A 25,871-nucleotide genomic window follows, 5' to 3' on the forward strand; every position below is an offset into this window, starting at 1 on the left:
CAGGATGGGTCCATGACCACACCTGCCCCGCCGCGCCGGGCCGACCCGCTCCGCTGGGGGATCCTCGGCACCGGCGACATCGCCTCGTCCTTCGTCACCGACCTGGCCCGGCTGGACGACCACGTGGTCGCCTCGGTGGGCTCGCGCAGCGCCACCGCGGCCGACGCCTTCGGGGAGCGGCACGGCCTCCCCCGGCGGCACGGTTCCTACGCCGCGCTGGTCGAGGACGACGGGGTCGACGTGGTCTACGTCGCCACCCCGCACCCGTTCCACCGGGAGAACGCGCTGCTCGCGATCGCTGCCGGCAAGCACGTGCTCGTGGAGAAGCCGTTCGCGCTCAACGCCACCCAGGGGCGGGAGGTGTTCGCCGCGGCGCGGGCCCGGGGGGTGTTCGTCATGGAGGCCATGTGGACCCGCTTCCTGCCGTGGGTGGTCGACCTGCTCGACCTGGTCGTCGCCGGCACCCTGGGCGAGCTCACCGCGGTCAGCGCCGAGTTCGGGGTGCTCTTCGCGCCCGACCCGTCGTCACGGCTGATGGCCCCCGAGCTCGGCGGTGGCTCGCTGCTCGACCTCGGGGTGTACCCCCTGTCCTTCGCGTGCCTGCTGCTCGGGGCCCCCGAGACGCTGACCGCGGTGAGCGTGCCGACGGCCACGGGCGTGGACGCCCACACCTCCGTGCTGATGACGCACGCCGGCGGCACGCAGGCCCTGGTGTCGAGCTCGATGATCGCCGCGCACGCCAACCGGGCCACGGTGGTGGGCACCCAGGGGCGCGTCGAGGTGGACCCGCCGTTCTTCACCGCGGGCGGGTTCGACCTCACCGTGGGCGGGACCACGAGCCGCCGCGAGCACCCCGACGACGGGACGGGCCTGCGCCACCAGGCCGTGGAGGTGGCCCGCTGCGTGCGGACCGGGCTGACCGAGAGCCCCCACCGGACGCACGCCGACACCCTCGTGGTGCTGGACGCCATGGACGACGTCCGCCGGCAGATCGGGCTGCTCTACCCGGGCGAGTGACACCCCGTCCGGGCGACCCGAACGGTCACCCTCCCCCACCGTCAACCGTCCACCTGGGACGGCCGTGACGGGGATGAAACGGACAGTGGTACACCAATTCCCGCGATCAGGTCACGGATGGGTCTCGACTGGCCGAGGGGTCCCCCACGGTGGGGACGGGAGGGGTCGCCCGGGGCTACAACTGACCGTCCGCGTGTACCAGATCACAGAGTGGTGGTCCCATGTCCTCCGCAGTTGCCACGCCGCCGACCCCCCGGCGCGCACCCTCCCCGATGTCCCGCCTGTGGGACCGCGAGCTCGAGCACTACCCCCCCGACCGCGCCCGGTACACCAGCCTGGCCATCGTCGTGCTCACCACCGTCGTCCTCTACTACCAGCTCTACCTGGCCGGCGCCGTGGCGACCCAGATCATCTCCGGCTTCGGGATGTCGTTCGTCTACTACGTGAACATCAGCGTGGTCGGCTACATCTTCGGCGCGGCGGCCTCGGTGGCCGCCGGCCTGGCCGACCGGTACGGACGCGCGAACATCGTCACGGTGGGGCTGCTCATCACGGGCCTGCTCTGCCTGTTCGGCATCCCCGCGGCCAGCACCAAGCTCGAGTTCGCGATCGTCTTCATCGCCATCGGCTTCGTCGAGGGCATCATCCTCGTGGCCACGCCCGCCCTGGTCCGCGACTTCAGCCCGCAGCTCGGGCGCGCCTCGGCCATGGGCTTCTGGACCCTCGGTCCGGTGCTCGGCAGCCTGGTCGTCAGCATCGTGGTGACCAACACCGTCGACCGGCTGGGTTCCTGGCAGGACCAGTACGTCATCTGCGGCATCGTCGGCATCGTCGTGTTCATCATCGCGCTGGTGGGGCTGCGCGAGCTCTCCCCGGGGCTGCGCGACCAGCTCATGGTCAGCGAGCGCGACCGGGTGCTCGTCGAGGCCCGCGCGAAGGGCCTGGACACCGAGGCCATCACCTCGCACGGCTTCCGGCAGGTGCTCAAGCTCGACGTCATCGGCTCCGCCTTCGCCATCAGCGTGTTCCTCATCATCTACTACGTGGCCGTGGGCTTCTTCCCCATCTACTTCGAGACCGTGTTCGGCTTCTCGTCCTCGCAGGCGAACTCCCTGGGCAACTGGCTGTGGAGCTTCGACGCCGGGGCGCTGCTCATCGTCGGCTGGCTCTCCGACAAGCTCCGGGTCCGCAAGCCGTTCATGATCGTCGGCGCGGTGGGCTCGATCATCTTCACCCTGCTCTTCGCGTCCAAGGCCACCCAGCCCGACACCAGCTACACCACGTTCGTCGTGCTGCTGTCGCTGCTCGCGGTGTTCCTGGGTGTCGCGTACGCGCCGTGGATGGCGAGCTTCACCGAGACCGTCGAGCGGCACAACCCCGCGCTCATCGCCTCCGGCCTCGCGGTGTGGGGCCTCGTGATCCGCATCGTCATCGCGGTGTCGGTCTTCTTCGTCCCCCTCGTCGTGCACTCGGTCACCCCGCTCGTGGAGAAGGGGCCGCAGGTCTCCGCGCTCGCCGCGAAGTACGCCCCCGAGCTGGCCACCGCGGCCAAGCTCAGCCCGGCCACCGCAGCCGGTCTCGCGGCGACGCCCACCAACCCGACCGTGCAGGCCACGGCGGTCAGCGAGCTCTCCGGCCAGAGCGTGACCGACGTGGTCAAGGTGATCACCCTCGGTGCGCAGTACTCCGACCAGCTCGCCACGGCCGCGACGCTCGACGTGGCGACCCAGACGGCGCTGCTGACCAACCCCACCGACCAGGCCAGCCAGGCCAAGGCGGTCGGGGAGATCGCCAAGGGCCTCGGGATCGACCCCGGGGCGGCGATCGCCAAGCTGCAGGCGCTCGCGACCGTCCCGCCCGCCGACCTGGTCTTCCTCGCCACCTCGGCCGCACCGGTCCAGGCGGCGGCGGCGGACCTCACCGCGCTCGGGGCCGTCCCCTCGTCCGACCTCGCGTACCTGCAGGCCAACGGGGCCGAGGTGCAGCAGGCCGCCGCCGACTCGCCGACCCAGTGGAAGCACTACTTCTGGATCGGTGCGCTCGGCCAGCTGGTGTTCATCCCGCTGGTGTTCGTCATGGCCGGCTTCTGGGACCCCCGCAAGGCCCGCCGTGAGCAGGAGGCCCACGAGGTCTGGCTGACCGAGGAGCTCGCCAAGCTCGACAGGCTCGAGAAGGTCTGACGTCCGGACCCGCTGCAGCACGACGACGGCCCGGTACCCGCAGGGGTGCCGGGCCGTCGCCGCACCCGGACCGCACGCTCCCGCAGGTCCGGCCCTAGGTTCACGGCGTGCACGAGCTGACCGTCCGACCACGCCGCGCCGCGGACCTCCCCGCCCTGGTCGAGGTCCTCCGTGCGGTGCACACCCAGGACGGCTACCCCACGGTGTGGCCGCTCGACCCGGCCGCCTGGCTCGACCCGCCCGGGCTGCTCCGGGCGTGGGTGGCCGAGGCGTCGGGCGTGGTGGTGGCGCACGGCGCGCTCAAGGACGACGTCGATGGTGTGCGCTGGGTGTCGCGGCTGTTCACCGACCCGGCCGTCCGGGGGTCCGGCGCCGCCGGCGCGCTGCTCGACGTCGCGGTTGCCGCGAACGGTCCCGGGCTGCTGCTCGACGTGGTCGACGACGCGTCCGGCGCGATCGGCTTCTACGAGCGCCGTGGGTGGCGGCTGCTGGAGCGGCGGGCGGCCACGTGGCGCGACGCCCGGGGTGGGAGCCCCCTCGTGCGGGTGTACACCGCCCCCGTCAGTGGGCGGGGTTCAGGGCGGCCATGACGAGGTCGTCGTGCCAGGTGCCGTCCCACCGGAGCGCGTCGCGGCGGCGACCCTCGAGGACGAACCCGGCCTTCTCGTAGGCCCGCTGGGCCCGGGGGTTGAACGCGAAGACCGACAGCTCGACCCGGTGCAGGCCCAGCTCGCCGAAGGCGTGCTCGAGCACGAGCCGGGTGACCTCGGTGCCGTACCCGCGGCCCCAGTGCTCCGGCAGCAGCCACACCCGGTACCCGGCGCTGAAGCTGTCGAGGTCGATCTCGTTCAGCACGGCCTCGCCCACGAACTCCCCGTCCGTCGCGCGGTGCACGGACCAGTCGAGGCGGTCGGGCTGCTCGGCCCGGGTGCGCAGCCAGCGCTCGACCTCGGCGCGGGCGAACGTGACGTGGGTGCCCGTCAGGCGGCCGATCTCGGGGTCCGCCAGGCCGACGAGGTAGGGCTCGAGGACATCGGCGGTGAGCGGCCGCAGCTCCACCTGTGAACGATTTCTCGCCTCCTGGGTCGAGAAATCACGCACGGGCGAGCGCAGCTCGTACGTCGGCCACGAGCAGGTCGGGGACCTCGAGGGCGGCGAAGTGCCCGCCCCGGTCGTGCTCGGTCCAGCCGACGATGTTCTCCGTCTGCTCCGCGAAGCGCCGCACCGGCAGGAACAGGTCGTGCGGGAACACCGAGACCGAGGTGGGGACGGTGCCCACCCCGTGCGGGCCGCCACCGTGGACGGTCTCCCAGTACAGCTGGGCCGACGATCCGGCGGTGCCCGTCAGCCAGTAGAGCATCACGTTGGTGAGCAGGTCGTCGGCCTCGATGGTCGACGCCGGATCGGTCCAGTCGTGGAACTTCTCCGCCACCCACGCCAGCTGCCCGACGGGCGAGTCGTGCAGCGCGTAGGACAGCGTGACCGGTCGGGTGCTCTGCTGGCGGTGGTAGCCGGAGAGCTCGCGCTCGAAGCGCCGGTTGTGGGCGTTGCGGCGTCGCTCCTCCGTGCTGAGGTCGACACCGGCCGGTGGACGGGTGACGAGCATGTTCACGTGCACCCCGAGGACGTGCTCGGGATCGACCCGGCCGACCGCGCGCGAGACGTGGCTGCCCCAGTCGCCACCCTGCGCGCCGTAGCGGTCGTACCCCAGCCGCGCCATCAGCTCGGCGAGCGCGCGGGCCATCCGGTCCACGCCCCAGCCCGGCTCCACCAGGGGTGAGGAGAACCCGTACCCGGGCAGGGAGGGCGCGACGACGTGGAAGGCGTCGGCCGGGTCCCCGCCGTGCTCCCGGGGATCGGTGAGCGGTCCGAGGACACCGAGCAGCTCGACGACCGAGCCCGGCCACCCGTGCGTGAGCAGCAGCGGGGTGGCCCCCGGCTCCGGGGAGCGCACGTGCAGGGCGTGGACGCGCTGCCCGTCGATGGTCGTGGTGACCTGCGGGACCCGGTTCAGCCGCGCCTGCTGCGCCCGCCAGTCGTAGCCGTGACGCCAGTGCTCGACCAGGGTGCGCAGCTCGGTGGCCGGCATCCCGCGCTCCCAGCCGACACCGGGCAGCTCGGCGGGCCATCGGGTCCGGTCGAGCCGCGCGTGCAGGTCGTCGAGCTGCGCCTGCGGGACGTCGACGGTGAACGGGTGGACGGCGCGGTCGTCGGTCACGTCCTCGACGCTAGTGCCCGTCCCCCCGGTCGGGTCAGCCGCGCAGCCCCGCCCGAGCCACGGAGAGACCGGTCCGCACCCCCAGCCGGCCGTCACCGAGGCCCAGCTCCACCACGTCGTCGAACACCCGCTGGCTGCCCCGCGCGGCTGTGATCCCGGCGTCCACCACCCACGGCCACCGGCTCAGCCGGGCGAGGGCGTCGGTGTGGCGCAGGTGCACCCCCAGGGCTCGGCGCAGCGCCCGCCGGTAGGACCGACCCGGGTCGACCCCACCGGCCGCGGCGGCCCCGGCCAGCGCACCGGAGAGCACGGCGTAGAAGATCCCCTCCCCCGTCACCGGGTTGATGAGCCCCGCGGCGTCCCCGACCAGCAGCACCCGGCCGTCGGGGGTGCGCACCCGGCCGGTCGAGAGCGGCAGGCGGTGCGCCCGCAGCTGGGTGGGTTCGGCGTCGGGCAGCAGCTCGTGCAGCCGGGTCAGCAGGTGCTCCCGGGTGGGTGGTGTCCCGGTGAGCACCTCGCCGTAGCCGACGTTCGCACGGCCGTCACCGATCGGGAACGCCCACGCGTACGCCGGCCAGTGCTGCGCGGTGAGGCTCAGCAGCTGCTCACCGTCGGGCCACGGGCCGCTCGGGGCGTAGCCGCGGATCGCCAGCGCCACGGTCCCCGGCCGCGGGGGCGGGGCGACCGCCCGACGGACCACCGACTCCGCTCCGTCCGCGGCGACCAGGACGTCCCCGACGAGGCCGTCCACGTCCACCCCGTCCGCGGTCACCGTGACCTCGCGCGCCCGGTGGTGCACGGGCTGCGCCCCGGCAGCGATCGCCGCGTCCCGCAGCCGGGCGTCGAGCACGGCACGCGGCACCACCCACCCCGGGCGCCCGGTCGCCCGTCGCGCCACGGCCCCACCGGGTGCGGTCAGCCGCAGGGTGCGCACCGGTGCGCTGCCGCCGGTCAGCGCGTCGACGTCCACCCCGAGCACGGACAGCACGTCCAGGGCCTGCGGAGCCACGCCGTCCCCGCACACCTTGTCCCGGGGGAACTCCGCCTTGTCGATCAGCAGCACCTGAGCCCCGGCGCGGCGGGCGGCGAGCGCGGCGGCGGACCCGGCCGGCCCCGCGCCCACCACCAGCACCCTCGTGGCAGCGCTCACCCCGCCAGCCGGTCCACCACGCGGCCGAACACCCACGGAGCCGCGGCGGCCGCGGGGACGACGCCCCGGGCCAGGACCGAGCGCCGGGCGGCCAGCAGCCCCCCGGTGAGCACCCGGTAGGGCCGTGACACCCGGCGCCACTCGCGCTCGTAGCGCTGCGGGTCCCCGGCCACCAGGCACTGCACGAGCACCCGTGACGACCCCACGGCCACCGCGATCCCCTCGCCCGTCAGCGCGTCCACGTAGCCGGCGGCGTCGCCCACCAGCAGCACCCGACCGGCGACCCGGCGGCGGACGTCCTGGCGCAGCGGTCCGGCCCCGCGCACCGCCGACGCGGGCTCCGCGCCGTCGATCCGCTCGCGCAGCGCGGGGAACGCGGCGAGCTGGTCGTCGTAGGAGCCACGGGTCGAGGTCAGCACGGCCACGCCGACCGTGTCCGGGCCGACCGGCGTCACGTACGCCTCGCCCACCCCTCCCCAGGTGACCTCCACGGTGTCGGTCCACGGGGCGAGGGCGTAGTGCCGGCGCAGGCCCCAGCGCGGCTGCGACGACGGTCGGGCCAGCCCCAGCGCAGCGCGGACGGGCGAGTGCAGCCCGTCGGCGGCCACCAGCCAGCGCGCGCGGAGCCCCCCGGCGACGACGTGGTCGGGGTGCTGGACGACCTCCTCCGCCGCGCCCTCGAGCACCTCCACCCCGGCTGCGAGCACCGCCCGGTGCAGGTGCGCGTGCAGCGAGGTGCGGCGGACCCCGCGGCCCGGGCCGGACCGGAAGCGGGTGACCGCCACCGTCTGCCCCTGCCGGTAGGTGATGCCCGCGATGTCGGCGCCCGGCGGGTCCACCCCGAGCTCGCGCAGCCCCCGCAGAGCCGCGGGCATCAGCCCCTCGCCGCAGGCCTTGTCCCCGTCGCCGGCCCGCTTGTCCAGCACGGTGACGCGGAGTCCGGCCCGTGCGGCGTGCAGCGCGGTCACCAGGCCGGCGGGCCCGCCACCGACCACCAGGACGTCACGCACCGGCGCCCACCACGCTGTCCAGCGCCCGCGCCTCGGTCCGGATCCGCACCGTGAGCAGCGCAGCGTTGGCCGCGGTGAACACGACCGCCGTCAGCCACGCCGAGTGCGCCAGCGGCAGCGCGAGACCCTCCACGACCACGGCCACGTAGTTGGGGTGGCGCAGGAAGCGGTACGGCCCCCCACCGACGAGCGGCAGCCCGGGGACGATGACCACCCGGGTGTTCCACTGCGGGCCCAGGGTGCGGATGCACCACCAGCGCAGTCCCTGCGCGGCCAGGACCAGCACCACCATCGGCCAGCCCAGCGCGGGGACGAACGGCCGGTCCAGGGCGAGCACCTCCACGATGCAGCCGACCAGCAGCGCCGTGTGCAGGACCACCATCACCGGGTAGTGGCCGAAGCCGGTCTCCACCCCACCCCGCTCCAGCGCCCAGGCGAGGTTCCGCTTGGCCACCACCAGCTCGAACAGCCGCTCGAGCCCCACCGCGAGCACGAGCACGACGTAGGCGGTCACCACTGGACGAGGACCAGCTCGGAGCAGAAGCCGGGGCCCATGGCCATCACAACGCCCCAGTCGCCGGGGTCCGCCGGGCGTTGATCCAGGGTGTCGCGCAGCACGTGCAGCACCGAGGACGAGGACAGGTTCCCGATGTCGCGCAACGAGTCCCACGTGAGCGCGAGCTCGTACCGGTCCACTCCCAGCACCTCCTGGATGGCCTCGATGACCTTGGGCCCCCCGGGGTGGCTGACCCACCGCGCCACGTCGGAGACGTCGAGGTCGTGGTCCTTCAGCAGCCCGCGCACGTCGTCGCCGAGGTAGGTGCGCACCAGCTCCGGCACCTCCGCCCCCAGCACGATCGTCAGCCCCGAGGTGCCGATGTCCCAGCCCATCGCACGGGAGGTGTCGGGGTAGAGGTGCGAGCGGGTGTCCACCACGCGCGGACCGACCGCCTCGCGGGCGGACCCCGCCGCCACCACCGCCGCCGCCCCGTCGCCGAACAGGCCGGAGGCGATCATGTTCGCCACCGACGGGTCCTGGCGCTGCAGGGTCAGCGAGCACAGCTCCACGCTGACGAGCACGGCCACCTCGTCCGGGGCACCGCGCAGGTAGTCGTGCAGCCGGCTGATCCCCGCAGCCCCCGCCACGCACCCCAGACCGAACAGCGGCACCCGCTTCACGTCGGGCCGCATGCCCAGCCGGGCGGCGATCCTGGCGTCCAGCGAGGGCACCGCCAGCCCGGTCACGGTGGTGGAGACGAGCAGGTCGACGTCGCTGACCCCGAGCCCGGCCTCGGCCAGCGCCCCCGACACCGCCCGGGCCCCGAGGTCCACGGCCACCTCGAGGAACGCGTCGTTGGCGGCGGTGAAGCTGGTGAGCTCCCGGTACTGCTCCAGCGGGATCGCGAGGTGCCGGGTGGCCACCCCCGCGTTCGCGTGCAGGCGCTGGGCCACCCGGCGGGAGCGGTCGTCGGGCAGGCACAGCTCACCGAACAGCGCCGTCAGCTCCGCCTGCGGGTAGTGGTGCTCGGGCAGGACACCGTGCACCGCGGCGAGGGTCGTCACCCGGCTGACGCTACGTGCGCCGCGTTACCTTCACCCGATGGTGCGTGCGCTGGCGGGGTCGTGCCACCCCGGACCGACCGTGGCGGTGACCCTCGTCGGGGTGCTGCTGGGTGCCGGAGCGGGGCTGGGCGCGGTTCCGCTGGCCCTGCTCGGGGCGGCCGTGCTGAGCGGGCAGCTCTCCGTCGGCTGGTCCAACGACGCGGTGGACGCCGAGCGCGACGCGGGGGTGGGACGGACGGACAAGCCGGCGGCGGCCGGGCGGGTGGGGCGGGTGGTGCTGTGGCGCGCAGCGGTGCTCGCGGCCGCGGCCACGGTGGTGCTGTCGGTGGCCCTGGGGGTCTCGGCCGGGGTCGCGCTGCTCCTGCTGCCGGTGGCGGGATGGGCCTACAACCTGGGCCTGAAGGGCACCTGGTTCTCCGGCGCGGCCTACGCGGTGGGCTTCGCCGGGCTCCCCGCCGGGGTCTTCCTGGCGGCGGGACCGGTCGTGCCGGTGTGGGCGCCGGTCGCGGGGGCCCTGCTGGGCCTCGGTGCGCACGTGGCGAACGTGCTGCCCGACCTGGCCGACGACGAGGCCACCGGCGTGCGCGGGCTGCCCCACCGGATCGGGGTCCGAGCCTCGGCCGTGCTGCTGGCGGTGTCCCTCGGCGCGGCGTCGGTGCTCGCCGCGCTGGGTCCACCCGGCGACCCCGGGGTGCCGCGGCTGGTCGGTGCGGCGGTGGCGGTGGTCACAGCCGTGGTGCTCGCGGTCGCGGTGGCGCGCAGGCCGGACAGCCGTGCCGCGTTCCCCGCCGTGCTGGTGCTCGCCGTGCTCACCGTGGTGCTGGTGGTCGTCGGGGCCTGAACCGACCGAGCGCGCGACCAGGGAGCCCGGTCAGGCGCGGTGGTGCGCCGGGGTGCCCGGACCGAGGTGCTCGCTGTGCCGGAGGGCGTCGGCGACGAGCTGGGTGACGTGCTCGTTGGCCACCTGGTAGAGCACCTGGGTGCCGTGGCGCCGGGTGGTGACCAGCCGCGCCATCCGGAGCTTGGCCAGGTGCTGGGAGACCGCGCCGTTGCGCTTGCCCACGGCCTCGGCCAGCTCGTTGACCGAGAGCTCGCCGGCGGCGAGGGCCCGGAGCAGCTGCACGCGGGTCACGTCGGCCAGCAGCCGGAACACCTCGACGGCCAGGGCGACCTGCTCGTCGTCCGGCGACACTTGCATTGAATCCACGTCCATGCGTAGATAGTTGCACACGTGGACGTTTCCACGACAGCACCCCCCAACCGACCACACCCCGAGGAGCACCCGTGACCACCCCCCTGCACACCGAGCACGAGCACACCCACGACGACGGCACCGCCCACGAGCACCCGCACGGCGAGGGTCACCACGAGGCGGGCACGGTGGAGCACCACGCCCACGAGCACGGCCACCCCGAGGACACCGAGCACGCCGACCACCAGCACCCGCACGCCCACGAGCACGGTGCGGAGCACCACGCCCACTGAGCACCGTCAGCACCACGGCGGCCCCGGGACCCTGTTGCGGGGTCCCGGGGCCGTCGGTGTCGACCTCAGGGCAGGAGCACGATCTTGCCGTGGGTGTGGTTCCCCTGGATCGAGCGGTGCGCCGCGGCGGACTCCGCCAGCGGGAAGGTGCCGGCCACGGTCACCTCGAGCTGCCCCTCCTCGACCAGCGCGACGAGCTCGAGGCGCGCCGCGTCCCGGATCGCGGTGCCCGGGTCGGCGCCCGGCCCCCCACCGAGGGCCTTGATCCCGTCCCCCGCCGCGCGGGCGAACGCCGCGATGGTGGCGATGCGGCTGCGGTCGGCCACCAGCTCCAGCGAGGCGTCGACGGCCTCGTCGCTGCCCACGCAGTCCAGCGCGACGGTCACGTCCTCGCTCAGCTCGCGCACCCGCTCCACCAGGCCTTCGCCGTACTCGACCGGGGTGACGCCGTAGCGCTGCAGGGCCGCGTGGTTGCCGACGCCGGCGGTGCCGATGACGTGGGCTCCCCGGGCCTTGGCGATCTGCACGAGCAGCAGCCCGACCCCGCCCGCGGCGCCGTGCACCAGCACGGTGTCGCCGTGGCCCACGCCCGTGGCTTCGAGCATGTGCACGGCGGTGGTGCCGGCCAGCATGATCCCGGCGGCCTCCTCGAAGCTCAGCACCGCGGGCTTGGGCACGATCTCCGTGCCCTCGACCAGCAGCTGGGCGGCGTAGGCCCCCTGCGCGCGGTAGACGATGACCTCGTCGCCCACCTGCACCGGACCCCCGGGGCCCTCGGCGCCCTCGCCCACCGCGCGGACCACCCCGGCGGCCTCGAAGCCCAGCCGCATCGGGAGCTGGGAGGGGTTCTCGCCGTACATGCCGCCGTAGAGCTTGTGGTCCACGGGGTTCACACCCGCGGCGCGCACGTCGACCAGCACCTGGCCCGGACCGGGCTCCCCCAGCTGCTCGTCTCGAACTTCCAGGACCTCGGGGCCGCCGAAGGCGGTCGCCACCACGTAGGACGTCATGCCCGGTCCAACCAGGGCGGACGTGGCGGTGTTCCGCCGTCGCCACGACCACCCCCGCTGCGGTGCGCGGGTCTGCCGCCCCCCGGTCCCCCGGTCTCCAGCCCTGGGGCGCCGGACCACCTCGTGTCCAGCGCTCTGAGATCGGGGCGCGAACCGGAGCCCCAGCGTGCACGGCGCTCCCGGATCCCGGTTCCACGATCGGGATGGACAACGGGATCGGGGAGCCTGACGCACGCCGCAGGCCCACGTGGCGCCCCGGTCCCAGGGTCCGCAGCAGGTCCGCCGCACCCCGCTCGGCCCACACGCGCACCCGCTCGGCCCACACGCGCACCCGCTCGTGCACCCCGCCCGCCCCTTGGGCACCCGTGGTCTCCACGACCACCCCCGCTGCGGGACCGGGCGCAGGGCGGGGACCGGGCGCAGGGCGGGGACCGGGCGCGGACCAGGCGCGGACCGGGCGGGGACCAGGCGCGGACCGGGCGGGGACCGGGTGAGACCTCAGCGCCAGGTGCGGCCGTAGTCGTGGTCCACGGTCGGCCGGGCCCGGCGGTGGCGTCGTCGCACCCGCACGCACGCCGTGGACGTGCCCGTGGCGACCGCGGCGAGCACCACCACGAGCAGCGCGGTCACCGGCGCAGCCGACGCGTCACGCCACGACCTTGCCGGGGTTGAGGATCCCGTGCGGGTCCAGGGCCCTCTTCACCGCGCGGTGCATGGCCACCACCTCCGGCCCCAGCTCCTGGGCCAGACCTGCCATCTTCAGCAGCCCCACCCCGTGCTCCCCGGTGACGGTGCCCCCGAGGTCGAGGGCGTCGGCGATGATCTGGTCGAAGGCCAGCTGGGCCCGCGCGCGCGCCGCGTCGTCGCCCGGGGTGGTGATGATGAGCGGGTGCAGGTTGCCGTCGCCGGCGTGCGCGATGTTCGCGATGCGGGTGTCGTGGACCAGGGACGTGGCCTCGATCCGCCGGAGCATCTCGGGCAGCGCGGCCACGGGCACGCACACGTCCTCGGTGAGCAGCGGGCCCAGCCGCTCCAGGGCCGGGTAGGCCAGCCGCCGGGCCTCGAACAGCGCGTCGGCCTCGGCCTGGTCGGTGGACTGCGCGGCCCAGGTCGCCCCGGCCGCGGTGAAGCAGGCCAGCATCTGCGCGGCCTCGGCGTCCCCGGCCGCCCCCGGTGCGTCGCTGCGTCCCAGCAGCACCACCTCGGCGTCCATGCTCAGGCCCAGGTTCTTCCAGTCGTCCACGGCCTTGAGGCAGTGCTTGTCCAGCAGCTCCAGCGCCGACGGCCGGACCCCCGCGGCGGCGATCGCGGCCACGGCCCGTCCCGCGTCGACCGCCGAGGAGAAGTAGCCGGCGACGGTGGCCTCGGGGGACCGGGCCGGGCGCAGCCGGACGGTGACCTCCGTGACCACGCCCAGCGTGCCCTCGGCCCCGACCACCAGGTGGGTCAGGTCGTAGCCCGCCACGCCCTTGGCCGTCCGGCGCCCGAGCCGCACCACCTCGCCGAGGCCGTTCACGACCTCCAGGGCCAGCACGTAGTCCCCGGTCACGCCGTACTTCACGCAGCACAGGCCGCCGGCGTTGGTGGAGACGTTGCCGCCGATGGTCGACCACGGGGAGCTCGCCGGGTCCGGCGGGTACCAGAGCCCTTCCTGCGCGCACCGGGCGCGCAGCGCGTCGTTGACCACGCCCGGCTGCACGACGGCGAGGTGCTCGGCGGCGTTCACCTCGAGCACGGCGTCCATGGCCTCCAGCGAGAGCACGATGCACCCGTCGAGGGCGTTGGCACCGCCGGAGAGCCCGGTGCCGGCCCCGCGGGGCACCAGCGGCACGGCGTTGGCGAGGCACCAGCGGACCACGGCCTGCACCTCGGCGGTGCTCCGCGCCCGGACCACCGCCAGCGGCGCACCCGCCGGGGCCCACTCCGCCTCGTCGTGCACGTAGCGACCCGTGGTGTCGGCGTCGGTGAGGACACGACCCTCGGGCAGCGCGTCGACGAGGTCGTCGAGCGGGGCACGCACCTCGAGCAAGGACATGCCCCCGACCCTAGGCCGCGGGAAGCGCGGCGTCAGGGTCGAGGGCGGGTGGAGCTGGGGTGTCCGACCTAGCCGGCGGCGGCGGCCTTGAGCTTGCTGCCTGCGGTGACCTTGGCGGTCTTGGCGGCCGGGATGTGCAGGGCCTCACCGGTGGCCGGGTTGCGACCGTCGCGGGCGGCGCGGGCACCCTGCTCGAAGGTGAGGAAGCCGGGCAGGGTGAGCTTCTCGTCGCCCTTGGCCACCACGTCGAACGCGATGTCCTGGAACGCGGCGAGAACCTTGTCGGCGTCGGTCTGCGAGACACCGGCCTTGTCGGCGATGCTGCTGACGAGGTCCTTGCGGTTCATGTGTTCCTCCTGCTCCTGGGCCGCCGGCGGCGGCTGTTCCGGCACCACCGTAGGGGCGGGAGGGCCGTGGACGCGAAGAAGGCGCCCAGGACACGCCCCCGGGGGTTCGGCCGTCGCTAGCGGTTGCGGCGCCGGGAGGAGCCCAGGACGGCGGCCGCGGCCCGGGCGATCTCGGTGCCGAAGGGGTTGTCGTGGACCATGTACGTCCACGTGGCGGTCGGCCGGCTGAGCCCCTCCAGCTCGAGGTCCACCCCCGCGTCGGTGATGGTGGCCGTGGTGAGCGTCTCGGCCGAGAGCACCCCCACCTGCTCGCTGAGCTCGGTGAACGCCGGGATCATCGCCCGGTGGAACTCGTCGAGCGGGTTCTGCCTGCTCAGCGCACGCAGGTGGATGCTCTCGCGCAGGTCCGCGAGGAAGGCCAGGTGCTCGGCCCACTGCCGGTCGAGGTGGTGCAGCGTGATGGTGCGCGCCACCTCCTCGAGCACGGTCCCGTCGAGCTCCTGCGCCAGCTCGGCCCACCGGTCGGGGCAGGCGACCTCGAGGTCGCGGGCGGCCCGGTCGGTGCGCAGCACGTCGTCGCGGCGGGTGTCGAGGATGGCCCGCTGGGTCTCGATGAGCTGGTTGTAGCGCCAGGTGTTGCGGTGCACCTCCTCGAGCGCGGCCTCGGCGACCTTCTGGGCGTGCTCGACGATGCGGGCCGCGCGCGGGGTGGTGAGCTTGCCGTCGGTGGCCTGGCTCGGCACGGGCTCGGCGTCGGGGGTGTTCGTGGTGACGAGGTCGTCGCGGACGCTGGTGAAGAACACCGTGCGCCCGGGGTCGCCCTGCCTGCCGGCCCGCCCGCGCAGCTGGTCGTCGAGCCGGCTGCTGGTGTGCTTGCCGCTGCCGATGACGCACAGCCCGCCCGCCTCGACCACGGCGTCGCGGTCGGTCTCGGCGGAGCCACCCAGCCGGATGTCGGTGCCCCGCCCGGCCATCTGCGTGCTCACCACCACCGCACCCGGGGCCCCGGCCTCGGCGACGATCCCGGCCTCCTCGGCGTCGTTCTTGGCGTTGAGCACGACGCAGTCGACCCCCGCGGCGGTCAGCGCGGCGGCGAGCCGCTCGGACTCGGCCACGTCCAGGGTGCCCACCAGCACGGGCTGCCCGGCCTCGTGCGTGGCCTGCACGTGCGCGACGAGGGCGTCCTCCTTGTTCTCCGGGGTGTCGTAGACGCGGTCGGGCTCGTCGCTGCGCACGGTGGGGGCGTTCGGCGGGACGGTGGCCACCTCGAGACGGAAGTGGGTGCGCAGCTGCTCGGCCGCGGCCGTCGCCGTGCCCGTCATCCCGCACAGGGTGGGGTAGCGACCGAGCAGGCCCTGCACGGTGATGGTGTCGAGCACCTCGCCGGACTCGCTCAGCGCCAGCCCCTCCTTGCTCTCCACCGCCGACTGCAGCCCGTCCGGCCAGCGCTGCAGGTGGGCCACCCGTCCGCGCGAGGCGTTGATCAGCGCCACCTTGCCGTCACGCACCAGGTAGTGGACGTCGCGCTGCAGCAGCACGTGGGCGTGCAGGGCGACGTTGACCTGGGTGAGCAGCCCCAGGTTCTCCGCGGCGTAGAGGTCGATGCCGCCGAGCGCGCTCTCCACGGCCCGCGCGCCGGCGTCGGTGAGGTGCACGTTGCGCTCGTCGGCGTCGCTGCGGTGGTGCGCGTGCGGGCGCAGCGCCCGGACGATCTTGTTGATCAGCGGGGAGGGCCCCGTGCCGGACACCGAGCCCGCGATGACCAGCGGCACCAGCGCCTCGTCGACCATGACGGAGTCGGCCTCGTCGACCAGGGCCACCTGCGGCTCCGGTGACACGAGCTCGTCGACGGAGGTGGCGAGGCGGTCGCGCAGGACGTCGAAGCCGATCTCGCTGACCGAGCCGTAGGTGACGTCCGCGGCGTACGCGGCCCGGCGCTCGTCGGGGCTGGACGTGGCCTCCACGGATCCGACGGTCACGCCGAGCCGGGTGTAGAGCGGGCCCATCCACTCGGCATCACGGTGGGCCAGGTAGTCGTTGACGGAGATGACGTGCACGTGTCGTCCGTCGAGGGCGAAGGCGGCCGCGGCGATCGCACCGGAGAGCGTCTTGCCCTCGCCGGTGGCCATCTCCACGACGTTGCCGGCCATCAGGCGCAGCGCGCCCAGGAGCTGGACGTCGAACGGGCGCAACGAGATCGACCGGTCAGCCGCCTCGCGGGCCAGGGCCAGGAAGTCGGTGAGCACGTCGTCGGAGGGGAAGGGACGGGCCCCGGCGTCCGGTGTCTCGTCGGCGTCCCGGCGCAGGGCGGCGAGCTCGGCGGTGAGCTCGTCCTCGCCGAGCGCAGCCGCCCACTCCGCCCGGGACCCGGCCTTGGTGACGACGGCGTCCGAGCGCGCCACGTCCTTCTCGGGGCCCCCCCGCACCCAGCGGCGCAGGGTCCCGGTGATCCGGCTCACGGCGCTGTCCTCACCCGGGCGACGGTAGTCCAGCGCCGGGGACGTGGTCGCGCGCGGGCTGGGTGACCGGGGTCGGTGGTGGGACAGTGCCCGCATGACCGTGCACGTCGCGTCGCTGCTGGAGCTGGACCTGCCCGACGGCGGGGTGTGCGCGCTCACCGGCGCAGGCATCAGCGTGGCGGCCGGGCTCGGCACCTTCCGGGGGCCGGACGGGTCGTGGACGATCGATCCCGAGCTCGAGAAGGCGATGCACGCCGACCACCTGCCCGGCAACGTCGACCTCATGTGGGCGTTCTGGGGCGGGATGCGCGAGCGGGCCGCCGCCGTGGGGCCCACCCCCGCGCACCACGCGCTCGCCCTCGCCGGCGCACGGGTGCTGACGCAGAACGTGGACGGGCTGCACGTCGACGCCGGGTCGGAGCGGGTGGTCGAGCTGCACGGTTCCGGGGGCCGGGCCCGCTGCCTGGCGTGGTGCGGGTGGGCGGGGGTCGCGGTCGACGCGCGGGCCCTGGCGGACCCCGACGGGCGCCCGCACTGCCCCGGCTGCGCCGGGCTGGCCCGACCGGACGTGGTGCTGTTCGGCGAGCCGGTGGACGCCGGTGACCTCCGGGCCGCCGCCGGGGCCGTGACCGCTGCGGCGCTGTTCCTCTCGGTCGGCACGTCCGGACGGGTGGCACCCGCGTCGTGGCTCGGGCCGATGGCTCGGGCCGCGGGTGCGTTCTGCGTGACCGTCGACCCGAACCCCCTCGACGACCTGGGGCCGTTCCACGCCCAGGTGGTGGGCGACGCGCAGGACGTGCTCGCGGAGTGGGCCGGCGCCCGCGGCTGAGGGCGGGTGGGTGGTTGCGGCCGACCGTCAGTGATCGCCGTTCGGGCACGCTCACGTGTACCTGGACCACGTGAGCGTGCCCGAACGACGATCACCCGCCGTGGTGGTACCGGCGCGCCCGCACACAGCCCGGCCCGCCCGGCCCACCCCGTGCACCGGGCCCGCCCCCACGAGGAGGACGGGCCCGGCTGTGGAGCAGGCACGGACGACGGTGGACCGCAGCCGGGTCGACCGTCGTGGCGGCAGTGGCTAGTCGGCCATCGTCGCGATGTCGATGACGAAGCGGTAGCGCACGTCGGAGGCGACCACGCGGTCCCACGCACCGGTGATGTCCTCGGCGCCGATCGTCTCGACCTGCGCACCGATGCCGTGCTTCGCGCAGAAGTCGAGCATCTCCTGGGTCTCGGGGATGCCGCCGATCATGGAGCCGGCCCAGATCTTGCCCCCGCCGAGCAGCGCGAAGGCCGGGACCTCGAGCGGCTCGGACGGTGCGCCGACGCTGACGAGCGCCCCGCGCACCTTGAGCAGCGACAGGTACTTCTCCATCGGGATCTGCGCGGAGACCGTGTTCACGATGAGGTCGAAGCTGCCCGCGAGCGACTCGAAGGTCGCGTCGTCGCTGGTGGCGTAGTAGTGGTCGGCACCGAACTTCGTGCCGTCCTCCTGCTTGGACAGCGACTGGGAGAGCACGGTGACCTCGGCGCCCATGGCGTGCGCGATCTGCACGCCCATGTGACCCAGGCCGCCCATGCCGACGATGGCGACCTTCTTGCCCGGGCCGGCACCCCAGTGGTTCAGCGGGGAGTACAGGGTGATGCCGGCGCAGAGCAGCGGTGCGGCGGCGTCGAGCTCGATGCCCTCGGGGATGCCCAGGACGTAGTTCTCGTCGACGACGATCTTCTCGGAGTAGCCACCGTCGGTGGGCTTGCCGTCGAGCGTGCCGCCGTACGTGCCGACCATGCCCTCGAGGCAGAACTGCTCCTCGCCGGCCGTGCAGTTCTCGCAGGTGCCGCAGGAGGACACCATGCAGCCCACGCCCACCCGGTCGCCGACCTCGTACTTCGTCACGCCGCTGCCGACCTCGGAGACGATGCCCGCGATCTCGTGACCCGGGACCAGCGGGTAGCTGGCCTGGCCCCACTCGTCACGGCCGGTGTGGATGTCGGAGTGGCAGATGCCGGCGAACTTGATGTCGATGAGCACGTCCTCGGGGTTGAGGTCGCGGCGCTCGATCGTGGTCCTGGCGAACGGCTCCTTGGGCCCGGGGGTGGCGTAGGCGTTCACGGTCGTGGTCACGTGGGGGTGCTCCAATCGGGGTGGGGGGCAGGGCGCCGGCACACGGCTCCGGGTGCGCACACCTGCATGGAACGGGTCCCATGGTGCCCGGACGCCACCCGCAGGCGCACGGTCAGCCGGCCGGGAGTGAGAAGTCCCCGGGGCGGAATAGGCCCGCAGGCTCCGTCGGCGTCGGACGTCGCGCCGAGGTCAGCGTGGCTGCTGCACCCCGTCCGCGGCGAGGGTGCGGGTGCCGCAGGTGACCTCCTGCGCGGTGAGCACGGCCGGGTCGGCCGGCCCACGCCCGCGGACGTCCACGCTGTCGCTGGGGCCGTTGGTCGCGCGGGTGCCGTCCAGCTCCACCGCCGTGCGGTCCACCGAGACGGCCGTGCTCCTGGTGGGGTCGAGGTTGAGCTTCAGCCCCACGAGACCTCGTCCGGACGCGCCCGCCACGGTGGAGCAGCCGACCCCGGTGCCGTAGCTGCCGAAGCCGAGGTCGAACGTGTACTGGCCGCCCTGCGCGTTGGTGGCCGGGGTGAGGTGGCAGCCGTCGACCACGAACAGGTTGGCCTGGCGCCCGTCGCTGGCCAGGGCCACGATCTCGCCGGCCCCGGTGGCGTCGGCGACGAGCACGCTCTTCGCGATCGGGCTGCCCGAGGCGAAGCGGGCGCCGAAGGTCGACCCCGACGCGGTGGTGATCCCCAGCAGCACCCGGCCGTCGGCGTCGGTCTGGATCCACTGGGTGTCGGGCCGGCCGTCCCCGTCCACGTCGATGGTCGGGCTGCTGACCGCACCGGCCGGCACGCCCGTGCCGTCCGGGGTGCAGCCCTGCGACGGCGAGCGCGTGGCGCCGCCACCCGGCGTGCCGGTCTCCTCGCCCGTCGAGCTCGCGGCCGCTGCCGTGCTCGGGGCCGGGGCGGCGACGGTTCTGCTGGCGGGGGTGACGGTCGGGACGACGGGAGCACCGTCGCCGCCACCGCCCGAGCACCCCGCCAGCAGCAGGGTCCCGGCGGCTCCCAGGACCAGCACGCCCGTCCGGGTCTTCCTCGTCGTCTGCACGTCGAACCTCCGCCGCTCGCGGGCCGCGCCGTCCGCGCCCTCACCTCCTGGACGCCCCGGCACCGTTGTGGGTTGGGACGTTCTCGGCGGAGCGGGCTCAGGAGTGGATCGAGCCGCGGCTGCCGCCGCCGACGGCCACCGCGTCCGCCCCGCACAGCTCGGCGACCACCGTGGCCAGGGCCGCTCGGACCGCCCCGTCGCCGGTGGTGGCCAGGCCGATGCCCCGGCTCGCCCCGGTGACGAGCGCACGGCGGCCGTCCGGTGGAGGAGCGGGGCCGGCTCCTGGCGGCCACCGGTGCGCACACCTCTGCGAGGATGTCGTCATGACCCTCTCCCCGCTGCAGGTGCCCGCCCCGGCCAGGACCGCGCTGTGATCATCACCGGACTTATCGTCGTCGGGCTGACGATCCTCGTGGTCGTGGTGATGATCGCGTCGCTGTTCGTGCTGTCGCTGCGCGACTGAGCCCCGCACGAGCACGCGGGTGAGCACGCCACCGGTGCCCGCGTGGCGGCGGGAGACCCCCGGGGAGAACCGGCTCGCCGCGGCGGGCGCAGTGCTGGTGGCCGTCGTGCTGCAGCTGCTCGTGGCGCAGCAGTTCAGCCTCGTCGAGCCACGCTGGCTGCTGCCGGCCCTCGAGCTGGTGCTGCTCGGCGTCCTGCTCGTGCTCAACCCGCGCCGGCTCACCCGGCACGTCGTGCTGGCCCGGCGCCTCAACGTGCTGCTCGTGGCGCTGATCTCGCTGGACAACGGGGCGAGCGCGGTGCTGCTGGACGCCGGGATCGTCAACGGCACCGTCGGTGACTCGGCCGGCGCGCTGCTCGCCTCCGCCCTGGCGATCTACCTCACCAACGTCATCGCCTTCGCGACCTGGTACTGGGAGATCGACCGGGGCGGACCTTTCGCGCGCGCCGCGGGTGAGGACCCCTACCCGGACTTCCTGTTCGCCCAGATGACGCAGCCGCACCTGGCCGCCGCGGACTGGGAGCCGACGTTCGTCGACTACCTGTACCTGAGCCTGACCAACGCGACCGCGTTCTCCCCCACCGACACCCTGCCCCTGACCCGCGGCGTCAAGCTCCTCATGGCCCTGCAGAGCCTGGTCGCGCTGACCACCACGGCGCTCGTGGTGGCCCGGGCGGTCAACGTCCTCTGACCGGCGGCGCGTCGCCCGCAGCCGCGGGCACCCGGTCGACGCGGCTCGTTGGGCAGGGGGCACCGTCCGCTCCTACCGTCGGGTGTGCCCCTCGCTTCAGCAGCGAGGCGGGGGGCCCGCACCCACGCACGTCTCAGCCTGCCGCGGGCGGGCCGATGACGAGCCGGGCGGGTCCCACCCGGAGCACACCGGTGCCGAGCGGCTCGCACCGCAGCCCGCCCCGGCCACGCAGCGCCCGGTGCGCGCCGGGCGCCAGCAGGACGTCCATCCAGGCGCACGGGTTCGCGGCGCGGCGTGCGAGCAGCCGCACGACGCCGTCCCCGCAGTCGATGCTCACCTCGCGACCACGGAGCGAGCCCACGTCCACCCCGCGCAGCACCACGTTGCGCCGGGCCAGCGCCGGGTCGAACCGGGGCACCCCGAGCTCGTCGGCCACGGCCTCCAGGTCCTCGACGCCGATGAGCGTGACCGCGGCGTCCCGGTGGGCGGGACGGCCGGCGTAGCGGTCACCGACGATGCCGCGGCCCGCCTCCACCCGCACCGTCGCGCGCCGCTCGGGCGGGGCGCCGGCGGGCCGGGCCGCGATCCCGTCCCGGGGACGACCCTGGCAGCGGTGCGCGGCCGAGACCACCAGCGCCACGACCTCGACCGGCAGGGAGCTCGGCGCCGGCTGGAGGACTCCCACCCGGCCATCATCCCCGCCCGGGACGCAGCGACGGTCGTCGTCGGTCGGCGCTCCGTTCCGCTGAGCCCCGCGCGGGGTAGGTTGGCGCCACTGCCCGCCGGCCGGTCGGCGGGCGTGGTCGGTGCTCACCACGTGTCGGCCCACGGCCCGAGACGGAGGGCGAGTGCCCGCGCCCGAACCGCTGAGGGAGCTCTTCATGGCCGCACTGACCGGCGAGGAGCCCGCGTCGCCCGCGCAGCTGTGCCGGGCCTCGGTCAGCTCCCTGCCCGTCGAGCGGGCGGCGCTCCTGATGACGTCGGAGCGCGGGGGGCTCGAGCTGGCGGCCGCCACCGACCGCCTGGCCGCCACGATCGCCGACGCCGAGCTGACCACCGGCGAGGGTCCGTCGCCACAGGCCCTGGCCCAGCGCGCGCCGGTGCTCGTGGGCGACCTCGCCGTCGTCCCGCCCACCCGCTGGCCCGCCTTCGCCGGGGCCCTCGGCCCGCTGCTCGTGGGCGGCATCTTCAGCGTCCCCCTCCAGCTCGGCGCCATCCACCTCGGCGTCCTGGAGCTGCACCGGGCCCGGGTCGGAGCCCTGGTCGAGCCCGACCTCGGCGCCGCGCTCACCGTGGCCGAGGCGGTGGCCACCGTGCTGCTGCTGACCGGTGGGGCACAGGACCCGGACACGCTCGGGGAGGTGTGGCCCGAGGACGCGGGCAGCAGCCAGGTGGTGCACCAGGCCACCGGCATGGTCGTCGCCCAGCTCGACGTCTCCGCCGACGAGGCCTACGTGCGGCTGCGCGCCCACGCCTTCGCGCACGACGTCACCCTGGCGGAGGTGGCCCGGGCCGTGGTGGAGCGGACCCTGCGCTTCGACGAGCCCTTCACCACGACGACGAACGGATCCACCCGATGACCGCGAACCGTGAGGGCCGCCTCGTCGACGCCTTCGTCCGTGCCGCCGACACCCTCGTCGCCGACTACGACGTGGTCGGCCTGCTCCAGCAGCTCGTCGACGACTGCGTGGACCTGCTCGAGGTGGGTGCCGCGGGCCTGCTGCTCGGCGACCAGCGCGGGCAGCTGCGGCTCGTCGCCTCAACCTCCGACGACCTGCGCCTGCTCGAGCTGTTCCAGCTCCAGGTGGACCAGGGCCCGTGCGTCGAGGCGTTCACCACCGGTGCCGCCGTGCACGTCCCGGACCTCTCCGCGGCCAGCAGCCCGTGGCCGGAGTTCACCCCACAGGCCCTGGGACGCGGGTTCCGCTCGGTGCACGCGGTGCCGCTCCGGCTGCGCACCCAGGTCATCGGCGCACTCGGCCTGTTCGACCCGCGGATCGACGCCCTGGGCACCGACGACCTCCGGGTGGCCCAGGCCCTGGCCGACGTGGCGACCATCGGGGTCCTGCACCAGCGCGTCATCACCAGCACCGAGGCCCTCAACGAGCAGCTGCAGACGGCGCTGAACACCCGGGTGGTCATCGAGCAGGCCAAGGGCGTGCTGGCCGAGCGCGGGGGCCTGGACATGGGCGAGGCGTTCACCCGGCTGCGGGGCTACGCACGCAGGCACCAGAGCCGGCTCAGCGACGTCGCCCGCGGCGTCATCGACGGCTCGCTCGACAGCCGGGCCGTGCTGGGCGACCGGGACGCCTGAGCGTTCCGTGGACGGCCCCACCGTCCACGTCGTCGTGGCGTCGAGCACGGCGGCCGTCGAGGTCTCGCACCTGCTCGACGAGGTGCTCGGCCGGCGTCGAGATCACCGCCACCTGTCGCACCTGCGGTGGTCCGCACGGGCGCCCGGAGCTCGTGGGAGCACCCGGGCTGGCCCTGAGCCTGAGCCCGTCCGCGCTGGGCGTGCGGGTGCCGCAGCCGACCCGTCGTGCGCCGGCGCCCGGCACACCGCACGCTGGGGCTCCACGAGCGAGGGAGAGACCATGGGTGAGCAGGACTCGGCGCACCAGAGGCTGACCGCCGAACCCGGTGAGCGGTCGGAGCCCGAGCTGGAGGAGGCGTTCGACCGGCTGGTCGGGCAGGGCCACGAGCGGCTGGTGCGGCCCCTGCTGCCCCTGGTGGCCACGGGCCTGGTCGGCGGGATCGACGTGGGCGTCGGCGTGCTCATGTACCTCGTCGTCGAGCACGAGACCGGTAATGCCCTGCTCGGCGCGCTGGCCTTCACGATCGGGTTCGTGGCCCTGCTGATGGCGGGCAGCGAGCTGTTCACCGAGAACTTCCTCGTCCCGGTCGCGGCCGTGGTGGCCCGCGACGGGACGGTGGCGCAGCTGGCCCGGCTGTGGGTGGTGAGCCTGGCCGCGAACCTGGTGGCCGGGCTCGGGATGGCCGCGATGATCATCACGGCGATCCCGTCAGTGCAGGACACGGCGATCGCCTCCGGCGCGTACTACGCCCAGCTCGGCATCAACGTCCGCTCGTTCCTGCTGGCCGTGCTCGCGGGTGCGGTCATCACGCTGCTCACCCGCATGCAGAACGCCACCGACAGCCTGGGCGTGAAGATCGTCCCGGCGATCCTGCTGTCGTTCGTGCTCGTCGGGGCCCAGCTGTTCCACTCCGTGCTCGACTCGATCCTCATGTTCGCGGGACTGCTCACCGGGCGGGCGCCCTACGGCTGGGCCGACTGGGCCGGCGCACTGGGCTGGTCGGCGACCGGCAACGTGGTGGGCGGGCTGGTCCTGGTCACCGGTGTCCGGCTGCTGCGGGTGCAGCACCGCGTGGTCGAGGAGCGCCGGCAGGGCTGATCGGTTCCTGACCCCGGCCGCGGGCGGACCACCCGGGCCGCGCGCCGGGGTCTAGCGTTCCGGTGCGTGGGCGTGCCGCGGGGAGCGTTCGGCCCGGCGGTCCTGGTGGGCCGGCCGTGACGGGCCGCGTCGTCGTGGTGGTGGGCTCGCTGAACGTCGATCTCACGGTGCGGGTGCCCCGCTTCCCCGCGCCGGGCGAGACCCTGGCCGGCTCCGACCTGGTGACCGCCTCGGGCGGCAAGAGCGCCAACCAGGCCGTCGCGGCGTCCGTCCTCGGGGCCGAGGTGGTGCTGGTCGGCGCGGTGGGCGACGACGACCACGGGTCGTTCCTGCTCGATCGGGTCGGCGGCGCCGGCGTCGACGTCGCCGGGGTGGTGGCCGACGGCGAGCACGCCACCGGGACGGCGATGATCGTGGTCGACGCCGGTGGGGAGAACACCATCATCATCTCCGCCGGGGCCAACGGTGCGCTCGCCCCGGGGTGCGTCCCGCGGGCGGGCCTGCGGTCGGCAGACGTGCTGTGCCTGTGCTTGGAGGTGCCCGTCGCCGTCGTGCTGGCCGCGGCCCGGGCTGCGCACGCGGTGGGCGCGCAGGTGCTGCTGAACCTCTCGCCGACCGTCGACGTGCCCGACGAGCTCCTGCGGCTGAGCGACGTCCTGCTGGTCAACGCAGGCGAGGCGGCGCAGCTGGTGGGCCCGGGCAGCTGGACGCAGACGCGGGACCGGCTGGCCGGACGTGGGGTGCACGCGGCCGTGGTGACCCTGGGCGGGGCCGGCTCGGTGGTGCTGGAGGGTGCGGTGACGGAGGTGGCGGCCGAGCCCGTCGAGGTGGTGGACACCACGGGCTGCGGAGACGCGTTCACCGGTGCGGTGGCCTGCCGGCTGGTGGCCGGGGACCTCCTCGTCGACGCCGCACGCTTCGCCTCCCGCGCGAGCGCGCTCGCCGCGACCGCCGCGGGGGCCCAGTCGTCCTACCCGGCGCTGCGCGCGCTGCGCCGGTAGCCGGGGCGTCCCGCGGCCCCGGGACCACGAGGGGCGTGCTACCCGCGGGTCGGCAGGGGCGGCTGCGCGCAGCGGGGGCGACCGCGGCGCGGCGGAGCGGGTCGAGGGTGGCGAGGGGGTGCACGAGCGGGTCCACCGGGGTCTGGTCAGTCGCGGGAGTGCTTCTTGTGCGCGGCCTGCCGGCTGACGCCGAGCTCGGTGGCGATCTCCGCCCAGGACCAGCCCTGCGTGCGGGCGTTGCGGACCTGGGCCAGCTCCAGCTCGCGAGACATCCACCCGAGCGGTGCAGAACGGGACGATTACCGCATCGTCGCAGGTCACGGGGTGGACATGCTCAGCAAGTCCACAGGTTGCACGAGCTCGCGGCGGGCTATCGTCCACTCGTGATCGGTGAGCTGAGCCCCATGCACTGGATGGTCGTGATCGGCGTCTTCATGGTGCTGTTCGGGGCCAAGCGACTACCGGAGGCCGCCCGAGGGCTCGGACGCTCGATGCGGATCCTCAAGGCCGAGCTCGGCGCGGACGACGCCACGCCGACGAGCACCGAGACGGTGGCCGGTGCTCCCGTCCCGCTGACCTACACCGCCCCGACCGTCGTGGGCCCGTCCGCGGTCACCCCCGCGCCGCCGGTCGCCACCGCCGCCGCCGACTGACCCGTCCGGCCAC

The 25,871-nt window shown here is 74.6% G+C and carries 29 protein-coding genes; 12 read left to right on the forward strand and 17 right to left on the reverse strand.

Translation table 11 applies throughout. From position 1 onward, the window contains the following. Window positions 1-12: 12 nt before the first annotated feature. The 3 genes from RHODO2019_RS13515 (at window position 13) to RHODO2019_RS13525 (ending at window position 3,787) form a co-directional block, all read left to right on the forward strand. Window positions 13-1,017: a Gfo/Idh/MocA family protein gene (locus RHODO2019_RS13515; protein ID WP_265382275.1), complete on the forward strand. Its 1,005-nt coding sequence runs from the start codon at window positions 13-15 to the stop codon at window positions 1,015-1,017. Window positions 1,018-1,289: 272 nt separating this feature from the next. Beyond that, the gene (locus tag RHODO2019_RS13520; RefSeq protein ID WP_265382276.1) at window positions 1,290-3,197 is read left to right on the forward strand and encodes an MFS transporter; all 1,908 of its coding nucleotides are present in this window, start codon (window positions 1,290-1,292) and stop codon (window positions 3,195-3,197) included. Window positions 3,198-3,304: 107 nt separating this feature from the next. Then, window positions 3,305-3,787, forward strand: coding sequence for a GNAT family N-acetyltransferase (locus tag RHODO2019_RS13525; RefSeq protein ID WP_265382277.1), 483 nt, complete (start codon window positions 3,305-3,307; stop codon window positions 3,785-3,787). On the opposite strand, the gene RHODO2019_RS13530 is transcribed toward RHODO2019_RS13525, so the two are convergent. The 6 genes from RHODO2019_RS13530 to RHODO2019_RS13555 are packed head-to-tail and all read right to left on the reverse strand — an operon-like array spanning window position 3,759 to window position 9,138. Continuing rightward, complete coding sequence (locus RHODO2019_RS13530) at window positions 3,759-4,298, reverse strand: GNAT family N-acetyltransferase (protein ID WP_265382278.1); 540 nt, start codon at window positions 4,296-4,298, stop codon at window positions 3,759-3,761. The genes RHODO2019_RS13525 and RHODO2019_RS13530 overlap by 29 nt on opposite strands. Next, window positions 4,291-5,415: an epoxide hydrolase family protein gene (locus RHODO2019_RS13535; protein ID WP_265382279.1), complete on the reverse strand. Its 1,125-nt coding sequence runs from the start codon at window positions 5,413-5,415 to the stop codon at window positions 4,291-4,293. The genes RHODO2019_RS13530 and RHODO2019_RS13535 overlap by 8 nt, the downstream gene beginning before the upstream one ends. A 34-nt stretch (window positions 5,416-5,449) precedes the next feature. Next, window positions 5,450-6,565 carry an NAD(P)/FAD-dependent oxidoreductase gene (locus RHODO2019_RS13540; RefSeq protein WP_265382280.1) on the reverse strand — a complete coding sequence of 372 codons (1,116 nt, stop codon included), beginning with the start codon at window positions 6,563-6,565 and terminating at the stop codon, window positions 5,450-5,452. Next, window positions 6,562-7,575 (reverse strand): NAD(P)/FAD-dependent oxidoreductase, encoded by a 1,014-nt coding sequence (locus RHODO2019_RS13545; protein WP_265382281.1) that lies wholly within the window; start codon window positions 7,573-7,575, stop codon window positions 6,562-6,564. Before RHODO2019_RS13545 ends, RHODO2019_RS13540 begins: the two co-directional genes overlap by 4 nt. After that, a complete protein-coding gene (locus RHODO2019_RS13550) occupies window positions 7,568-8,089 on the reverse strand; it encodes an isoprenylcysteine carboxyl methyltransferase family protein (RefSeq protein ID WP_265382282.1) in 522 nt (173 codons plus the stop codon). Before RHODO2019_RS13550 ends, RHODO2019_RS13545 begins: the two co-directional genes overlap by 8 nt. Then, window positions 8,086-9,138 carry a type III polyketide synthase gene (locus tag RHODO2019_RS13555; protein ID WP_265382283.1) on the reverse strand — a complete coding sequence of 351 codons (1,053 nt, stop codon included), beginning with the start codon at window positions 9,136-9,138 and terminating at the stop codon, window positions 8,086-8,088. The genes RHODO2019_RS13550 and RHODO2019_RS13555 overlap by 4 nt, the downstream gene beginning before the upstream one ends. Before the next feature lie 37 nt (window positions 9,139-9,175). Between RHODO2019_RS13555 and RHODO2019_RS13560 the strand changes: the two genes are divergently transcribed. Further along, a complete protein-coding gene (locus RHODO2019_RS13560; protein ID WP_265382284.1) occupies window positions 9,176-9,979 on the forward strand; it encodes a UbiA family prenyltransferase in 804 nt (267 codons plus the stop codon). Between the two features lie 30 nt (window positions 9,980-10,009). Here the strand turns inward: RHODO2019_RS13560 and RHODO2019_RS13565 are convergent, their stop codons facing one another. Further along, window positions 10,010-10,336, reverse strand: a complete 327-nt coding sequence (locus RHODO2019_RS13565; RefSeq protein WP_290428903.1) for an ArsR/SmtB family transcription factor — start codon at window positions 10,334-10,336, stop codon at window positions 10,010-10,012. 86 nt (window positions 10,337-10,422) lie between these two features. Here RHODO2019_RS13565 and RHODO2019_RS13570 point away from each other — a divergent pair, with 86 nt between their 5' ends. Continuing rightward, window positions 10,423-10,623: a zinc transporter Slc39a7 gene (locus RHODO2019_RS13570; protein WP_265382286.1), complete on the forward strand. Its 201-nt coding sequence runs from the start codon at window positions 10,423-10,425 to the stop codon at window positions 10,621-10,623. A 65-nt stretch (window positions 10,624-10,688) separates the two neighbouring features. On the opposite strand, the gene RHODO2019_RS13575 is transcribed toward RHODO2019_RS13570, so the two are convergent. From RHODO2019_RS13575 to secA2, 5 genes are all read right to left on the reverse strand, one after another. Further along, complete coding sequence (locus RHODO2019_RS13575) at window positions 10,689-11,633, reverse strand: quinone oxidoreductase family protein (protein ID WP_265382287.1); 945 nt, start codon at window positions 11,631-11,633, stop codon at window positions 10,689-10,691. 498 nt (window positions 11,634-12,131) lie between these two features. Next, window positions 12,132-12,263 (reverse strand): hypothetical protein, encoded by a 132-nt coding sequence (locus RHODO2019_RS13580; protein WP_265382288.1) that lies wholly within the window; start codon window positions 12,261-12,263, stop codon window positions 12,132-12,134. A gap of 16 nt (window positions 12,264-12,279) precedes the next feature. After that, window positions 12,280-13,668, reverse strand: a complete 1,389-nt coding sequence (locus RHODO2019_RS13585; RefSeq protein ID WP_265382289.1) for an FAD-binding oxidoreductase — start codon at window positions 13,666-13,668, stop codon at window positions 12,280-12,282. A 68-nt stretch (window positions 13,669-13,736) separates the two neighbouring features. After that, window positions 13,737-14,015 carry an HU family DNA-binding protein gene (locus RHODO2019_RS13590; RefSeq protein ID WP_265382290.1) on the reverse strand — a complete coding sequence of 93 codons (279 nt, stop codon included), beginning with the start codon at window positions 14,013-14,015 and terminating at the stop codon, window positions 13,737-13,739. A gap of 116 nt (window positions 14,016-14,131) precedes the next feature. Next, entirely contained in the window at window positions 14,132-16,570 is a 2,439-nt protein-coding gene (secA2, locus tag RHODO2019_RS13595) for an accessory Sec system translocase SecA2 (RefSeq protein ID WP_435532122.1), read from the reverse strand. Here secA2 and RHODO2019_RS13600 point away from each other — a divergent pair. Continuing rightward, a complete protein-coding gene (locus tag RHODO2019_RS13600; RefSeq protein WP_265382292.1) occupies window positions 16,569-17,303 on the forward strand; it encodes an SIR2 family NAD-dependent protein deacylase in 735 nt (244 codons plus the stop codon). The genes secA2 and RHODO2019_RS13600 overlap by 2 nt on opposite strands. A 249-nt stretch (window positions 17,304-17,552) precedes the next feature. Here the strand turns inward: RHODO2019_RS13600 and RHODO2019_RS13605 are convergent, their stop codons facing one another. The 3 genes from RHODO2019_RS13605 to RHODO2019_RS13615 form a co-directional block, all read right to left on the reverse strand. After that, entirely contained in the window at window positions 17,553-18,599 is a 1,047-nt protein-coding gene (locus RHODO2019_RS13605; protein WP_290428873.1) for an NAD(P)-dependent alcohol dehydrogenase, read from the reverse strand. A gap of 189 nt (window positions 18,600-18,788) precedes the next feature. Next, the gene (locus RHODO2019_RS13610) at window positions 18,789-19,637 is read right to left on the reverse strand and encodes a hypothetical protein (protein ID WP_265382293.1); all 849 of its coding nucleotides are present in this window, start codon (window positions 19,635-19,637) and stop codon (window positions 18,789-18,791) included. Between the two features lie 97 nt (window positions 19,638-19,734). Further along, window positions 19,735-19,962, reverse strand: a complete 228-nt coding sequence (locus RHODO2019_RS13615) for a hypothetical protein (protein ID WP_265382294.1) — start codon at window positions 19,960-19,962, stop codon at window positions 19,735-19,737. A gap of 157 nt (window positions 19,963-20,119) precedes the next feature. On the opposite strand from RHODO2019_RS13615, the gene RHODO2019_RS13620 reads away from it, so the two are divergent. After that, the gene (locus RHODO2019_RS13620; protein WP_265382295.1) at window positions 20,120-20,791 is read left to right on the forward strand and encodes a hypothetical protein; all 672 of its coding nucleotides are present in this window, start codon (window positions 20,120-20,122) and stop codon (window positions 20,789-20,791) included. A 133-nt stretch (window positions 20,792-20,924) separates the two neighbouring features. Here RHODO2019_RS13620 and RHODO2019_RS13625 read toward each other — a convergent pair whose 3' ends face one another. Continuing rightward, window positions 20,925-21,476, reverse strand: a complete 552-nt coding sequence (locus RHODO2019_RS13625; RefSeq protein ID WP_265382296.1) for an MOSC domain-containing protein — start codon at window positions 21,474-21,476, stop codon at window positions 20,925-20,927. A gap of 196 nt (window positions 21,477-21,672) precedes the next feature. On the opposite strand from RHODO2019_RS13625, the gene RHODO2019_RS13630 reads away from it, so the two are divergent. From RHODO2019_RS13630 to RHODO2019_RS13645, 4 genes are all read left to right on the forward strand, one after another. Further along, complete coding sequence (locus RHODO2019_RS13630) at window positions 21,673-22,371, forward strand: GAF and ANTAR domain-containing protein (RefSeq protein WP_265382297.1); 699 nt, start codon at window positions 21,673-21,675, stop codon at window positions 22,369-22,371. After that, a complete protein-coding gene (locus RHODO2019_RS13635; RefSeq protein ID WP_265382298.1) occupies window positions 22,368-23,105 on the forward strand; it encodes a GAF and ANTAR domain-containing protein in 738 nt (245 codons plus the stop codon). The genes RHODO2019_RS13630 and RHODO2019_RS13635 overlap by 4 nt, the downstream gene beginning before the upstream one ends. Window positions 23,106-23,385: 280 nt before the next feature. Next, on the forward strand, window positions 23,386-24,204 hold the full coding sequence (locus tag RHODO2019_RS13640) for a formate/nitrite transporter family protein (protein WP_265382299.1): 819 nt from the start codon (window positions 23,386-23,388) through the stop codon (window positions 24,202-24,204). A 116-nt stretch (window positions 24,205-24,320) separates the two neighbouring features. Then, complete coding sequence (locus tag RHODO2019_RS13645) at window positions 24,321-25,205, forward strand: ribokinase (protein WP_265382300.1); 885 nt, start codon at window positions 24,321-24,323, stop codon at window positions 25,203-25,205. Between the two features lie 146 nt (window positions 25,206-25,351). On the opposite strand, the gene RHODO2019_RS13650 is transcribed toward RHODO2019_RS13645, so the two are convergent. Continuing rightward, window positions 25,352-25,477 (reverse strand): hypothetical protein, encoded by a 126-nt coding sequence (locus tag RHODO2019_RS13650; protein WP_435532123.1) that lies wholly within the window; start codon window positions 25,475-25,477, stop codon window positions 25,352-25,354. 111 nt (window positions 25,478-25,588) lie between these two features. On the opposite strand from RHODO2019_RS13650, the gene tatA reads away from it, so the two are divergent. Next, window positions 25,589-25,858: a Sec-independent protein translocase subunit TatA gene (gene tatA, locus RHODO2019_RS13655; protein ID WP_354005540.1), complete on the forward strand. Its 270-nt coding sequence runs from the start codon at window positions 25,589-25,591 to the stop codon at window positions 25,856-25,858. Window positions 25,859-25,871 lie beyond the last annotated feature (13 nt).

Origin of the sequence: Rhodococcus antarcticus (assembly GCF_026153295.1) — a bacterium.
Classification (GTDB): Bacteria; Actinomycetota; Actinomycetes; order Mycobacteriales; family Mycobacteriaceae; genus Rhodococcus_D; species Rhodococcus_D antarcticus.